The organism is Janthinobacterium sp. GW822-FHT07H11 (assembly GCF_058798615.1).
The window spans coordinates 5,959,764-5,972,387 of record NZ_CM179507.1 but is presented as its reverse complement, the minus strand read 5'-3'; the positions used below and the strand labels follow the sequence as shown (position 1 = coordinate 5,972,387).

Annotated in this window: 12 protein-coding genes; 5 read left to right on the top strand and 7 right to left on the bottom strand. The window is 62.1% G+C overall.

Going from position 1 to position 12,624, the window contains the following annotated elements:
- Nucleotides 1-51: 51 nt before the first annotated feature.
- From AC3RCJ_RS26360 to yjgA, 3 genes are all read right to left on the bottom strand, one after another.
- Nucleotides 52-720 (bottom strand): alpha/beta hydrolase, encoded by a 669-nt coding sequence (locus AC3RCJ_RS26360; RefSeq protein ID WP_492957211.1) that lies wholly within the window; start codon nucleotides 718-720, stop codon nucleotides 52-54.
- The gene (gene mog / locus AC3RCJ_RS26355; RefSeq protein ID WP_492957210.1) at nucleotides 717-1,349 is read right to left on the bottom strand and encodes a molybdopterin adenylyltransferase; all 633 of its coding nucleotides are present in this window, start codon (nucleotides 1,347-1,349) and stop codon (nucleotides 717-719) included. Before mog ends, AC3RCJ_RS26360 begins: the two co-directional genes overlap by 4 nt.
- Before the next feature lie 105 nt (nucleotides 1,350-1,454).
- Entirely contained in the window at nucleotides 1,455-2,054 is a 600-nt protein-coding gene (gene yjgA, locus AC3RCJ_RS26350) for a ribosome biogenesis factor YjgA (protein ID WP_492957209.1), read from the bottom strand.
- 96 nt (nucleotides 2,055-2,150) lie between these two features.
- On the opposite strand from yjgA, the gene pmbA reads away from it, so the two are divergent.
- Together pmbA and AC3RCJ_RS26340 are read left to right on the top strand one after the other, a co-directional pair.
- A complete protein-coding gene (gene pmbA / locus AC3RCJ_RS26345) occupies nucleotides 2,151-3,503 on the top strand; it encodes a metalloprotease PmbA (RefSeq protein WP_492957208.1) in 1,353 nt (450 codons plus the stop codon).
- 190 nt (nucleotides 3,504-3,693) lie between these two features.
- Nucleotides 3,694-5,007: an aminotransferase class V-fold PLP-dependent enzyme gene (locus tag AC3RCJ_RS26340; protein WP_492957207.1), complete on the top strand. Its 1,314-nt coding sequence runs from the start codon at nucleotides 3,694-3,696 to the stop codon at nucleotides 5,005-5,007.
- A 41-nt stretch (nucleotides 5,008-5,048) separates the two neighbouring features.
- Here AC3RCJ_RS26340 and AC3RCJ_RS26335 read toward each other — a convergent pair whose 3' ends face one another.
- The 3 genes from AC3RCJ_RS26335 to AC3RCJ_RS26325 form a co-directional block, all read right to left on the bottom strand.
- A complete protein-coding gene (locus AC3RCJ_RS26335) occupies nucleotides 5,049-6,179 on the bottom strand; it encodes a cytochrome-c peroxidase (RefSeq protein WP_492957206.1) in 1,131 nt (376 codons plus the stop codon).
- 232 nt (nucleotides 6,180-6,411) lie between these two features.
- Nucleotides 6,412-8,112 (bottom strand): methyl-accepting chemotaxis protein, encoded by a 1,701-nt coding sequence (locus AC3RCJ_RS26330; RefSeq protein WP_492957205.1) that lies wholly within the window; start codon nucleotides 8,110-8,112, stop codon nucleotides 6,412-6,414.
- 399 nt (nucleotides 8,113-8,511) lie between these two features.
- Nucleotides 8,512-9,636, bottom strand: coding sequence for a M14 family metallopeptidase (locus AC3RCJ_RS26325; protein ID WP_492957204.1), 1,125 nt, complete (start codon nucleotides 9,634-9,636; stop codon nucleotides 8,512-8,514).
- Nucleotides 9,637-9,777: 141 nt separating this feature from the next.
- On the opposite strand from AC3RCJ_RS26325, the gene AC3RCJ_RS26320 reads away from it, so the two are divergent.
- Entirely contained in the window at nucleotides 9,778-10,032 is a 255-nt protein-coding gene (locus AC3RCJ_RS26320) for a hypothetical protein (RefSeq protein WP_492957203.1), read from the top strand.
- Nucleotides 10,033-10,159: 127 nt separating this feature from the next.
- On the opposite strand, the gene paaX is transcribed toward AC3RCJ_RS26320, so the two are convergent.
- Nucleotides 10,160-11,089, bottom strand: coding sequence for a phenylacetic acid degradation operon negative regulatory protein PaaX (paaX, locus tag AC3RCJ_RS26315; RefSeq protein ID WP_492957202.1), 930 nt, complete (start codon nucleotides 11,087-11,089; stop codon nucleotides 10,160-10,162).
- A gap of 224 nt (nucleotides 11,090-11,313) precedes the next feature.
- Here paaX and paaA point away from each other — a divergent pair, with 224 nt between their 5' ends.
- Nucleotides 11,314-12,303, top strand: a complete 990-nt coding sequence (paaA, locus tag AC3RCJ_RS26310; protein WP_492957201.1) for a 1,2-phenylacetyl-CoA epoxidase subunit PaaA — start codon at nucleotides 11,314-11,316, stop codon at nucleotides 12,301-12,303.
- A gap of 25 nt (nucleotides 12,304-12,328) precedes the next feature.
- Complete coding sequence (gene paaB, locus AC3RCJ_RS26305; protein WP_034746356.1) at nucleotides 12,329-12,613, top strand: 1,2-phenylacetyl-CoA epoxidase subunit PaaB; 285 nt, start codon at nucleotides 12,329-12,331, stop codon at nucleotides 12,611-12,613.
- The last annotated feature ends 11 nt before the right edge of the window (nucleotides 12,614-12,624 follow it).

Genomic DNA, 12,624 nt, shown 5'->3' with positions numbered 1-12,624 from the left:
CCCGGCGTTGCGTATGACAACAGGCGCGGCGCACACCGCGCCTGTTTTATTTTAGGCCAGTACTTTTTTCAGCCACGCGCCAATGGCGTCGATCTCTTCCTGGCACAGCGAGTGCTGCATCATGTATTCGTGCCATTCCACCTTGTAGCCCATGCTGGTGAGCAAGTCGCGCGACTGCTGCGCGCGGGTGATCGGCACCACGGGGTCGGCCGTGCCGTGCGCCATGAAGATCGGCGTCTGCAGGCTGGCCGGCGTGCGTTCAAGCGCCGTCTTGTCGGCCAGCGGCAGGTAGCCGGACAGGCACATCAGGCCGGCCAGCGGTTCCGCGTGGCGCAAGCCCGTTTGCAGGGTCATGGCGCAGCCTTGCGAGAAGCCGGCCAGGATGATGCGGCTGGCGGGAATGCCACGCGCCTTTTCGCGCGCGATCAGCGCCTCGATTTGTGCCTGCGAGGCGCGCAAGCCGCTCTCGTCTTCGCGGCGCACGAGGTCGCTCACGAGGATGTCGTACCAGGCGCGCATCACATAGCCGTTGTTGATGGTGACGGGCATGGTGCCGGCGCTGGGGAAGATGAAGCGGATGGCGGGGCAGCCGCGCAAATCGAGCTCTTTGACCAAGGGCACGAAGTCGTTGCCGTCGGCGCCCAGGCCGTGCATCCAGATGATGGAGACGGTGGGGTTTGGTGCACTGTCGAGTTGTATGGTTTCCAGCAAGGTGCTCATGTATTTTCCTCTGGTAGTGGTTGCGCCGGACGCAGCGCCGATTTGGGACGGAAGGCCTTGCAGATGGCCGGGTCGGTTTCCATGTAAGGGCCACCGATGAGGTCGATGCAATAGGGGACGGCGGCAAAGATGCCGTTCACCAATTGATTTCCATCAACATCCTTCAAGCCCTCCAGGGTTTCCTTGATCGCCTTGGGCTGGCCCGGCAGGTTCATGATCAGGCAAGCGCGCTCGGGCGTCTCGCGGATCACGGCCACCTGGCGCGACAGGATCGCCGTCGGCACGAATTGCAGGCTGATCTGGCGCATCTGTTCGCCGAAACCGGGCATTTCCTTGGTCCCCACGCTGAGCGTGGCGTCGGGCGTCACGTCGCGCCGCGCCGGGCCCGTGCCGCCCGTCGTCAGGATCAGATGGCAGTGGTTCAGGTCCACCATGTCGATCAGGGTGTTTTCAATCTGCGAGCGCTCGTCCGGGATCAAACGCTTTTCCAGGCGGAACGGTGTGCGGATGGCGGCGGACAGCCAGCTTTCCAGGGCGGGGATGCCCTGGTCTTCATACACGCCGCCGCTGGCGCGGTCCGAGATCGACACGAGGCCGATAATCAATTCGTCTTCGAGAGTGGTGGACATCGGTCGCCTATAAAAGTCTGGAGTGTCGTAAAAACAATAAAACCGGGATTATCCCGGTTTTTAGCTCATTTCGGGGTCAGACCCGCCGGGTCTGACCCCAGTTGCTTATTCGTCTACTTCTGGCTCGACGCCATCTTCATCCGCATCATCCTTGCCGCCGTTTTGCTTCTTGGCGATCTGTTTCAGGATCTGGAAGATTTCGCGGTAGGCTTTTGGCGGCTTGTTCTCGGCTTGCTCCTTGCGGGCATTGCGGATCAGGGTGCGCAGGTGCTGCACGTCCAATTCCGGGTTTTCCGACAGCAAGACCGTCAGGGCCTTGTCATCCGTCAAGAGTTTGTCGCGGCGGCGCTCCATCGCGTGCATGGCGGCCGTGTCGGCTTTCGACAAGCCTTTCCAGCTATCGATGGTGCGTTGGATGGCGGCAACTTCTTCCTCGTCCAGGGTGCGCATTTTCTTGCCCACGTATTGCAGCTGGCGGCGGCGGCCTTCGTGATCCTTGATCAGCTGGCATTCGAGGATGGCGTCGCGCACGTCTTCCGGCATCGGGACGCGCTTGACGCGGTCGCGTGCCTCGTTGACGAGTTCTTCGCCCAGCTTCTGCAGGACGGTCATCTGGCGCTTGAGTTCCGATTTCGACGGACGTTCATATTCCTGTTCGAATTCGGAGGATTGGAAGCCGCAAGCTCCCCGGTTTGGATTTGGCATGATATATAAGGCGGGAGAGGACTTGTGGACCGCTCCTGTAAACTGTAAACGACTGCTATGATAACCTTTTTAGCGGCTTTCCGAAGAAAACAGCGCATGAACGACTCCGTATTTACCCATAGTCAAGAGCAATTGCAGCAACTGGCCCGTGATGTGTTGTCTTTTGCGCGGGAAGCGGGCGGCACCGACGCTGCCGTCGAAGTCAGCGAAGGCGGTGGCCTCTCCGTTTCTGTACGAAAAGGCAAGATCGAGACGATCGAGCAAAACAAGGACAAGGGCATGGGCGTGACGGTGTTTGTCGGCAACAAGCGCGGCAATGCCAGCACCTCCGATTTTTCCCCTGCCGCCCTGCGCGCCACCGTGGACGCGGCCTACAACATCGCCCGCTTCACGGCCGAGGACGATTGCGCTGGGCTGGCCGACGCCGACATGCTGGAAATGTCTCCCCGCGATTTGCAATTATTCTATCCCTGGCTGATTTCCGCCGAGGAAGCCGTCGCACTGGCCCAGCGGGCCGAAGCGGCCGCGTTTGCCGTCGACCCGCGCATCACGAACAGCGAAGGCGCCAGCGTGCACGTGCAGCAATCGCACTTCGTGTCCGCCAATTCGCGCGGCTTCATCGGTGGCTACCCGTTTTCGCGCCACACGCTGTCCGTCGCGCCCATCGCCGGCAAGGGCGCGAAGATGCAGCGCGACGACTGGTATTCGTCCGTGCGCGACGCGGCCAAAATGGCGAGTCCGGAAGCCATCGGCCGCTACGCCGCCGAGCGCGCCCTGTCGCGCCTGAATGCGCGCAAGCTGGGCACGCGCACTTGCCCCGTGCTGTTCGAGGCGCCGCTGGCGGCCGGCTTGCTCGGTACGTATGTGCAAGCGACCTCGGGCGGCGCCCTGTACCGCCAATCCACTTTCTTGCTGGACTCGCTCGGCACGCAAGTGCTGCCCGATCACGTGCAGATCTTCGAAGACCCGCACGTGATCGGCGGCGTCGGCTCCGCGCCATTCGACGAAGAGGGCGTGAAAACCGTCAGCCGCGACGTCGTCAAGGATGGCGTGGTGCAAGGTTACTTCCTGTCGACTTACACGGCCCGCAAGCTGGGCATGCAGACGACGGGCAACGCGGGCGGCTCGCACAATCTGTACCTGACCTCGACCCTGACGGCCGCCGATGACGATTTTGTGGCCATGCTGAAAAAGCTGGGCACGGGCTTGCTGGTGACGGAACTGATGGGGCAAGGAACCAATTACGTGACGGGCGACTATTCGCGCGGCGCCTCCGGTTTCTGGGTGGAAAATGGCGTGATTCAATACCCAGTGGAAGAAATCACCATCGCCGGCAATATGAAGGATATGTTGCGCAATATCGTCGCCGTGGGTGCCGACGTGTTGCGCCGCGGCACCAAGGAGACCGGTTCCATCCTCATCGAGAGCATGGTGGTGGCCGGCGGCTGAGCGCCGTCCTGACTGCGCGCCCGTGCTGGCGGACAGCCATTGCGGCGCTCTTGAATGCATCAGCGGCATTCGTGCATGCCTGCGCCGGTGGCGGTGGCATCCGGCGGAAGAGGCGTTGGACTGCCGCCGCCGGCAAGCATGGTGACGCTAGCGCCCTACAAGGTCAAATTCTAAGGGGAAATTTTTGAACATGAATCCTCAACGCCGCGCGCTGCTGTGCGCCGGTTCGCTGGCGGCGGCCTTGCCGCTGGTGCCTGGTGGCGCGGGCGCCGCGCCGCTGGCTGCCACCTCCCTGCCGTCGCTGCCCAAGGTCCCGCCCGGCACCACGCCGGACATGCTGGCCACCGACCAGGCGTACTGGCAGGCTGTCGCCGCGCAATACGACACGACCGATGCGGTGGTACAACTGGACAATGCCTTCTGGGGTTCCATGGCCAGGCCCGTGCTGGCCCATTACGAGCAGCAATTGAGCATGGTCAACCGCGACAACGCCTGGTATGCGCGCAGGCGCTTTCCCGCGGATTTCGAGGCGGCCCGCGTGGCGGCAGCCACGGCGCTGGGCGTGGGCGTCGATGAAATCGTCCTCACGCGGGGCGCCACGGAAGCGCTGCAAATATTGATCGCCGGCTACAACCGCCTGCGTCCGGGCGACACGGTGCTGCATGCGGATATCGATTACGACAATATGATCACCGTCACGCGCTGGCTGCGGCAGCGGCGCGGCGCCGAGGTGGTGTCCATCGTCATTCCGGAACCGTTTACGCATGACAATGTGATTGCCGCCTACGCGCAAGCGATGGAACGCCAGCCGAAGCTGAAACTGATGCTGCTCACGCATGTCAACCACCGCAACGGCATGGTCTTGCCCGTGGCCGAGATCAGCCGCATGGCGCGCGCGCGCGGCATCGATGTGATCGTCGATACGGCACATGGCGTCGGCCAGCTGGACATGACGATTCCCGACCTGCAAGCGGACTTTGCCGGCATCAACCTGCACAAGTGGATAGGCGCGCCCGTGGGCGTGGGCGCCGCCTACATCCGGCGGGGCCGGGTGGCCGATATCGACCCGTATATGGGAGAAACGGCGGGCGACGATATCCGCACCCGCGTGCATACGGGCACGGTGAATTTCGCCGCCTACCTGAGCTTGCCAATGGCGCTGGACTTGCATGCGCACATAGGCGTGGCCAACAAGCAGGCGCGGCTGCGGCTGCTGCGCAACCGCTGGGTGGAAGCGGCGCGCGGCATCGACGGCATCGAGGTGCTGGCATCCGGCGACCCGCGTTTGACGAGCGCCATCGCCTCGTTCCGCTTGAAAGGCAAGACTAGTACGGCTGACAACTTTGCCCTGTCGACAAAACTGGTGCAGGAACACGGCATCTTTGCCGTGCCCCGCGATGGCCTGGCGTCGGGCGCCTGCCTGCGCGTGACGCCCGGCATCTTTACACCCGAGTCGCACCTGGACCGGCTGGTGGATGCCTTGCGCCAGCTGGCCAAGGCGTGATGGCCGGGGGGCGGTTCCGCATGGGCCGTTCCCCTGCCCGATTATTGCTGCGCCTGGTAGCCATCCGTCAGGGTGGCCAGGAATTTCACCACATCGTCGATCTCGCCCGGCGTCAACGCAGGTGCCATGCCCCGCTTGCGGTCATACGGCGCTTCCCGGGTATTCACATTCGCGCGGTAAGCGGCCGGTAAATCATTGAATTTCTGCACTTTTCCCCGGGCGTCGCGCGGATACCACTCTTCCGGGTGCGTATCGCGCCGTACATAGAAACGCAGGGCGTCGACCAGGCTGTCGAATACGCCATTGTGGAAAAACACGAGGCGCGTGGCGACATTGCGCAAGGTGGGGACCTTGAAAGCACCGCACAGTGCGCGCTGGCCGGCCAGGTCCGTGCGGTCCGGCCCGCACAGGCCCAGGTCGAAATAAGCGGGGTCGGCGGTGGCGGGAATGCGCGTATTGCGCGGCAAGCCCAGGTTGTCGAAGCTGAAATCGGTGAACAGCGGCGGGGCGCCATGTTTACCGCGCACGCTGGGGTGGCAGGCCGCGCAATTGCCCTTGCGCTCATCGTTGAACAGGGCCAGGCCCCGCAATTCCGCCAGCTCCAGGGGAACCTTGTTGGCCAGGTAGAGGTCATATTTGGAGTCGTAGCGGTGGAAATCCGGCTCTTCCTGTTGAAATTGCTGCAAGGCATAGGTGATGCGGCTGAATGCCTGTTGCGGTTGCGCAAAGATGGCGTCGCCAAACACGCGCCGGAATTGCTCCGCATACTGAGTGCCGCGCAGCCGTTCCACCACCTCGTCCGTACTGGCATTGGCCATTTCATGCGGTGCCAGGAAGGGCCGTTCCGCCTGTTCGGCCAGGCTGGCGGCGCGTCCGTCGCGGTTGATGCCGCCGTTGGCTGTGCCTTCCCCGTCAAGGCGGAAAGGGGGATTGTGGTCCAGGTAGCGCAAGGAGGGCGTGGCGCGATAGCCGGATGCCTTGCCATCGGGACCACCCAGTTGCACGGCCAGCCTGTTGCCGGGCGCGTGCGCGTGCGCCGGGTCGTGGCAGCTTGCGCACGACTGCTTGCCCGAGGCGGACAGGCTGGCATCGTTGAAAATCTGGCGTCCCAGCTGTGCGGCAGGGCTGAGTTCGGACGCCATGCCCAGGGGAGCGGCGAGGCTGGAAAACACGATTATGCACACGTGTGCAAATCGGATCGGAAAAAAAAGCGCTAGGGCGCGTGGCGGGTGTCTATTGGTCATCGGCAGGATGGTTGTCAGCAAGAAAGAGGACAGCAAGGGCTGTGATCAGTATAGGCAGCAATGGCCGGCATGGCAACGATTTGCGATGTTGCGCTGCGCCATGGCGGCGCGCCGTTCCCGCCGCGCAGGGCGGAGCGGGAACGGCTGCCTGTGGCACGGCTCAGTATTGTTCCCATTCCGCTTCCGCCGCCATGGCGGGTGCGGCGGCCTTGCGGCTGGCAGGCGCGCTGGCGATCAACTGGGGTTTGTCGGCCTTGGCGGCGGCGCTGGGCGGTGGTGCGGGCCGCGATGCCTGCACGGCCGGCGGCAGTGCTTGCGTGCCATCGAGCTTGAAGACGCTGACGGCTTCGGCCAGGATGCCTGCCTGATCCTGCAGCGCTTCGGACGCGGCGGCGGCTTCTTCCACGAGAGCGGCATTTTGCTGTGTCACGGCATCCATTTCCGTGATGGCCTGGTTGATCTGCTCGATGCCCGCTTCCTGTTCAGTGCTGGCGGACGTGATCTCGGCCATGATGTCCGTGACGCGGCGCACGCTGCTGACGATCTCCTCCATGGTGCTGCCCGCCTGGTTGACCAGGGTGCTGCCCAGGCTGACCTGGTGTACGGAATCGTCGATGAGGATCTTGATTTCCTTGGCCGCCGCGGCGGAGCGATGGGCCAGGTTGCGTACTTCCGTGGCGACGACGGCAAAGCCGCGGCCCTGTTCGCCCGCCCTGGCCGCTTCCACTGCCGCATTCAGGGCCAGGATATTGGTCTGGAAGGCAATGCCGTCGATGACGCTGATGATGTCGACGATTTTCTTCGACGAGGCATTGATGGAATCCATGGTCGTGATCACTTCCGCCACCACCTGGCCGCCCTTGCTGGCCACGCTGGAGGCCGATTGCGCCATCTGATTGGCCTGGCGCGCGTTTTCGCCATTTTGCTTGACGGTCGACGTCAATTCTTCCATCGAGGACGCCGTTTCTTCCAGCGAACTGGCCTGTTGCTCCGTGCGCGAGGACAGGTCCATATTGCCGGAGGCGATTTCGCGCGAGCCGTGCGCGATGGCATCCGTGCCGTGCCGCACGCGGGCCACGATATCTTGCAAATTGTCGTTCATGGCCTTCAGCGCTTGCAGCAGCAAGCCCGTTTCATCGCTGCCGCGCGCGTCGATGGTGCCCGACAGGTCGCCGGACGCCACCCGCTGCGCCACTTTGACGGCTTCGGCTATGGGACGGCTGATGGAGCGGCTGATCAGGATGGCCAGCGCGATGGCGATGAGCGTCGCGGCGATGGACAGGGACAAGGTCAGGATGATGGCCATGCGCCCGTCGGCGAGCGCCTGCTTGCCTTCGACCGCCATCAGCCCCTCCTGGAAGCTGGCCATGGCAGCCAGTGTCGTCAGGAATTTTTCTTGCGGATAGCGTAACTGTGTCAGCAGGAAGATGCCGGCCGTTTCTGTTTTTCCTTCTTGCAACAGCTTGATATTCGCGTCGCGCGTCTTGCTATACGTTTCGCGGCTGTTTATCACGGCCTGGAACAGTTCCTGGCCCTTGGGCGTGTTGATCAGGGTTTTCAGGCGCGCCAGCAGTTCCGCGTTCTTTTTCCGCGACGCCTCGAGTTTTCCTATGGCACTACTGACTTCGTCGGCATCGTTGGCGCCGATGATGGCGTTGCTCAGCAGGCGTGCCTGGATATTGATTTCGGACTGGATCGTATTGGACAGCATGACCTTGACATAGCGGTCATTGAGGATTTTTTCCGTCGATGCATTGATGTTGCGGATGCGGCTCACGGAAACAAATGCCACCATGGCAAGCAAAGCAATGATCAAGCCGAAACTGCAGGCCAGACGGGTACTGATTTTGAGCTTAGACATAGGTCATCCATCCTGGACTAAAAGCGGAAAGCGTGCGCTCGGCGCCGTCCCGACCTTGGCCGGCCATGGGGGGCAGGCGGCGTCGATGACGGTGCTGATGCGGTCAGTTTGCGTTACAGAGAGCTGGCGCGGCAGGGATAGGGCCGTGATGCCACGGCCGAAGCCGTGGATGCGTATTTATTGTGGCCGGCAAGTCGTGGCGACCCGGCCGGCGAGTATTCTTGCGGGGCTGCGCAGCGTGGCGCGGCCCGAATCTGTCGTCAAGTGTAGGACGATAATTTCTGACGAGCAAGATGTTCGCGAAAAAAAGCGTTTGTTCAACAACGCTTGCCATGCAGGCATAAAAAATGCCCCGGCGTGCGGGGCATGGAAGCAATCGGGCCGTGTCGGCCCAGGCACTCAGGCGCGCAAGGTGGACAGGACAGGCTGCAGCACGGCCGCGCCCAGGGCGGCGCTGCGGGCACCGCTCCAGCCGGTTTGCGGATCGGGATCGTTGGCGTTGTCCTTGAACGGCAGTTCCAGGGTCAGCGCCAGGCAACCGAAGGCATGGGTGATGTGGGGCGAGCCCATGGTCAGTACTTCCGGCGTGAACGGACCGTCTTCATAGCCGTGCTCGTCCTGGAAGTCGGGGCTGGCCACCTTGAAGTCGGCGATGAAGCGGTCTTGCTCGGCTTTTTGTTCAGCAGTGAAATTTTCCAGTGCATCGCTGCCGGCCACGAAGACGTAAGGCAAGCCTTCGTCGCCATGCACGTCGAGGAACAGGTCGCAACCGATTTCATGCATCTTTTGTTTCACCAGGAACACTTCCGGGCTGCGTTCCATCGTCGGCGTCATCCATTCACGGTTCAGGTTGGCGCCGGCTGCGTTGGTGCGCAGGTTGCCATGCACGGAACCGTCCGGATTCATGTTCGGCACCACGTAGAAGACGGCGTCCTGCAGGCATTGGCGGGCAAACGGATTGGCCTGGTCCAGCAGCGCTTCGAGCATGCCTTCGACGAACCATTCGGCCATCGTTTCACCGGGATGCTGGCGCGCGATGACCCAGACTTTTTTCTCGGCATCGGCGTCGCCCACCACCAGCAGGTTCATGTCGCGGCCTTCCACCGTGCTGCCCAGGTCGATCAGGCGCACCAGCGGCGACGCCTGCGCGCTGTCGATCAGGGCCAGGTGGCGATCCCATGGATACGGCTCGAAGTAGGCGTAGTAGACGCTTTCTTCTTCCGGCGTATGTTCGATGGTCATCACCGTGCCGTCAAAGCTGGTCGGCACGCGGAACCACGTTTCGCGGTCGTAGCTGGCCACGGCCTGGTAATCCTTCCAGCCGTCCGGGTAGGCGGATTTGCCTGCATTCATGAAGCGGATCGTGCACGCCTCGCCTTGCGCGCCTTGCAGGCGGAAATAAAACCACTGCGTGATGTCGGCGTGGGAATCCTTGCGGATGTTCAGCTCGATGGATTGTGCATCGTCGGCGCGCAGCACCTCGATCGCGCCGGCGTCGAATTGCTGGCTGATTTTAATGGTCATGTGTGTTCCTGATAAAAACGTATGGGATTTGCATCGTGTGCAATGGCGCGATGATACCCGTTTTAGCCACGCCTTTGTGCTGGCGCAAACGAGACGGGACATGCTTTGCTAACGTGGTAGCTTGAACACGGGGAGATCATCATGGACGACCATAATAACCACATACGCGAACTGGAAAAGAAAATCAGCGCCCTCAGCGACGCCCTGGCGCACCTGGGCAAGGGCACCACCTTGCAGGAATTGCTGCGCATCATACGTTTCCCCGGCTATACCACGCCGGCCGAATTCGCCTTCAACGTCGCCATCCTCGACACCATGCTGGTGCAGGCCAATGCGCTGGAAAAGCTGGGCCAGGATTTGCTGGCGGGGGCCAAGCAAGTGGTGGTGAAACAGTGAGCAGGCAGTGACTTACAACACCGAACAAAACCGTAGCGAGCGGAAGGGAGTTGTGGTTGAGAAGCGCAACTGTACGAAGGTACAGTGAGCATCGCAGGCCGCAAATACCGACGCGCAGTAGGTTTTCTCAGGCGTTCAGGCCGCCGAAACGTTCAAAAAACCACGGCTCCACGTCCGGCGCATGTTCATCCTCGCGCCGCAGGGTGGCCAGGATGTGTTCTTCGGCGGCCGCATGGGTGATGCGGTACAGGTCGCGCGCCAGCGCATACGCCTGCGTGCCGGGCCACGGTTCGGGCAGCAGTTCCACGGGCAGTTGCGGGTCGTGCAATTGCACGCGGCGGTAGGCGTGCGTCAGCAGCGAGCGGATGACGAAAGCCTGTTCCGCATCGAACGCGGGTTCCTGCTGCAGCAAGGCCAGCAGCGGCTGGAAACTGGCGATGAATTTTTCGTAGCCGGCCATCACTTCTGACAAATCCCAGCATTCGCCCACCATGTCGCGCAGCGGGCGCGTGCTGACGCCCGGCAGTTCCGTGGTATGGCACACGTACAGCTTGCCCTGCACCTCGTTGCGCACCAGGATATCTTCCAGCGTGTCGGCATTGCTGGCCGGGTGGCCGAAGATGCCGGGCGCGATCAAGCCGTAGCCAGCCCATAACAATTCCTTGCGCAGGGCGCCCCGTTCGGCCGCGCCTATGCTGCCAGCCGGCCCGATCACCAGGGTCCAGCTGCCATCCCAGTGCACCACCAGCGGCGCATAGATGCGCCGATAAGCGCGTTCGAAACGGGCCAGTGCGTCGGGACATATCGCGTAGGCGCTGCGGCGGCCATCCCTTTGCGAGCTGAGCCACCCTTCCTGCGCCAGGCGGAACACGCTGGTGCGCAGCAGCCGGTCGTTGACGCCGAACGGCGCCAGCAATTCGATCAGGCTGCCCAGCCAGATGGCGCCGCCCCGCGGCACGATGGCATCGCCAAAGATCGTCATCACCAGCGACTTCGAGCGGGGCGGGTCGCTGGCGAGGAAGGCGGCTATCCATGCGGTGCAAGCGGTGTTCTTCATGTGGTCCTGGTCTGGCCGTAGCGGTCATTTCAATAAAGGCAGCAGTTTACTTTGCCATGCGCCGGGGCGTGGACTATTTTTTCACATCATACTCCCGAAAAATGCACATAAGATACGGATTTTCGAAATGATTCAAATCAAGTGTATGCAAATAGTTTTATGTATCGTATTATCCCTGTATCGCTTTGCGCCGCAGCGCAGAACACAGACATGGGAGACAGATCATGTACGCACAAATGGTTGAAACCGGCCTCAAAAATGTCCGCTCCATCGACGACATGGGGCAGGAAGAACGCGCTTTCCAGGCGCGCATCGACGAAGGCATCAAGATCGAGGCCAAGGACTGGATGCCGGACGCCTACCGCAAGACCCTGATCCGCCAGATTTCGCAGCACGCGCACTCGGAAATCGTCGGTCAATTGCCTGAAGGTAACTGGGTGACCCGCGCGCCTACCCTGAAACGCAAGTCCATCCTGCTGGCGAAGATCCAGGACGAAGCGGGCCACGGCCTGTACCTGTACAGCGCCGCCGAAACCCTGGGCGTGTCGCGCGACGACTTGCTGGCCGCCTTGCACTCGGGCAAAGCCAAGTATTCCAGCATCTTTAACTATCCCACCTTGTCGTGGGCCGACATGGGCGCCATCGGCTGGCTGGTCGACGGCTCCGCCATCATCAACCAGATCCCCCTGTGCCGCTGCTCCTACGGTCCGTATGCGCGTGCCATGATCCGCGTGTGCAAGGAAGAATCGTTCCATGCGCGCCAGGGTTACGACATCATGATGTCGCTGTGCAAGGGCACGCCCGAGCAGAAAGCCATGGCGCAAGATGCCTTGAACCGCTGGTGGTGGCCGTCCCTGATGATGTTCGGCCCGTCCGACGCCGCCTCCGTCAACAGCGCCCAATCGGCGCAATGGCGCATCAAGCTGTTCTCGAACGATGAATTGCGCCAGCGCATGGTCGACCAGACCGTTCCGCAAATCGAATACCTGGGCTTGACCGTGCCCGATCCCGACCTGAAGTTCAATGCGGAAACGGGCCACTATGAATTCGGCGAGATCGACTGGGCCGAGTTCAACAATGTCCTGAAGGGCAACGGCCCGTGCAACCGCGAGCGTTTGCAAACGCGCGTGAAAGCGTATGAGGAGGGCGAATGGTTCCGCGACGCCTTGGTCGCGTATGCAGACAAGCAAGCCGCTGGCAAAGCGGCAGCCTGAAATATCTATAAAAGGGGATAGCAACATGAGCAAAGAATGGCCATTGTGGGAAGTGTTCATCCGCAGCCAGCACGGCCTGGCGCACAAGCATGTGGGCAGCCTGCACGCCTCCGACGCCACCATGGCGGTCAATCATGCGCGCGACGTCTACACGCGCCGCAATGAAGGCGTGAGCATCTGGGTGGTGCGCGCGGCCGACATCGTCGCCAGCAGCCCCGGCGACAAGGGCGCCCTGTTCGAACCGTCGAACAGCAAGGTGTACCGCCATCCCACCTTCTTCCCGATGCCGGAAGAAGTCAAGAACCTGTGATGGGAGCGCCT

Coding starts and splice junctions, on each gene's coding strand:
- AC3RCJ_RS26325 (WP_492957204.1), bottom strand. CDS start 9,636: ATGACCATTAAAATCAGCCAGCAATTCGACGCCGGCGCGATCGAGGTG.
- pmbA (WP_492957208.1), top strand. CDS start 2,151: ATGAACGACTCCGTATTTACCCATAGTCAAGAGCAATTGCAGCAACTG.
- AC3RCJ_RS26330 (WP_492957205.1), bottom strand. CDS start 8,112: ATGTCTAAGCTCAAAATCAGTACCCGTCTGGCCTGCAGTTTCGGCTTG.
- yjgA (WP_492957209.1), bottom strand. CDS start 2,054: ATGCCAAATCCAAACCGGGGAGCTTGCGGCTTCCAATCCTCCGAATTC.
- paaB (WP_034746356.1), top strand. CDS start 12,329: ATGAGCAAAGAATGGCCATTGTGGGAAGTGTTCATCCGCAGCCAGCAC.
- AC3RCJ_RS26360 (WP_492957211.1), bottom strand. CDS start 720: ATGAGCACCTTGCTGGAAACCATACAACTCGACAGTGCACCAAACCCC.
- AC3RCJ_RS26340 (WP_492957207.1), top strand. CDS start 3,694: ATGAATCCTCAACGCCGCGCGCTGCTGTGCGCCGGTTCGCTGGCGGCG.
- paaA (WP_492957201.1), top strand. CDS start 11,314: ATGTACGCACAAATGGTTGAAACCGGCCTCAAAAATGTCCGCTCCATC.
- AC3RCJ_RS26320 (WP_492957203.1), top strand. CDS start 9,778: ATGGACGACCATAATAACCACATACGCGAACTGGAAAAGAAAATCAGC.
- paaX (WP_492957202.1), bottom strand. CDS start 11,089: ATGAAGAACACCGCTTGCACCGCATGGATAGCCGCCTTCCTCGCCAGC.
- mog (WP_492957210.1), bottom strand. CDS start 1,349: ATGTCCACCACTCTCGAAGACGAATTGATTATCGGCCTCGTGTCGATC.